Here is a 569-nt window from a genome sequence, read left to right as displayed (position 1 = left end):
CCATCACGATGGTGCGCGCGTTCTGCGCGATGGCGCGCGCGATGAGCACGAGCTGCTTCTCGCCGCCCGATATCTGCGTGTAGGGCCGATGCCCCAAGCTTGCGATGCCCACGCGGTCGAGCGCCTCCCATGCGCGGTCGACGTGCTGCTTCTTCGGCGTGCCGAACAGGCCGATGTTGCCGCCCGCGCTCATGAGCACCACGTCGAGCACGTCGTAGTCGTACGTCGACGAGTGCGACTGGGGGATGTAGGCGATCTCGCGCGACCGTTCCCGCACGGACAGGTCGCGCAGGTTCTTGCCGTTCACGGTGATCTCGCCCGTCCAGTTCGCGTTGAGGCACAGGATGCAGCGGAACAGGGTGGACTTGCCCACGCCGTTCGGGCCGAGCACGTTCACCAGCATGTTGTCGGGGATGCTGAAGCTCAGGTCGTGCAGCACCTCGTGGTGCCCGTAGGAGAAGCTCAGGTTCTTCACGTCGATGCTCATAGCTGCTGCTTCCTCCTCGTGATGAGGTACAGGAAGAACGGCGCGCCCACGAACGCGGTCAGGATGCCGATGGGGATCTCGG

At 64.9% G+C, this 569-nt stretch carries 1 protein-coding gene; it reads right to left on the bottom strand.

Features of this window, described 5'->3' with window-relative positions; all coding sequences use genetic code 11:
• Nucleotides 1-487, bottom strand: a 487-nt coding sequence (locus DMP08_RS12315) for an ABC transporter ATP-binding protein (RefSeq protein WP_143208795.1), incomplete at its 3' end; no start/stop codon positions are given.
• Nucleotides 488-569 lie beyond the last annotated feature (82 nt).

It is taken from the genome of Paraeggerthella hongkongensis (assembly GCF_003726035.1).
In the GTDB taxonomy this organism is placed as follows: Bacteria; Actinomycetota; Coriobacteriia; order Coriobacteriales; family Eggerthellaceae; genus Paraeggerthella; species Paraeggerthella hongkongensis.
The sequence above is the reverse complement of the archived record's forward strand: the minus strand, read 5'-3'. Positions and strand labels throughout refer to the sequence as shown.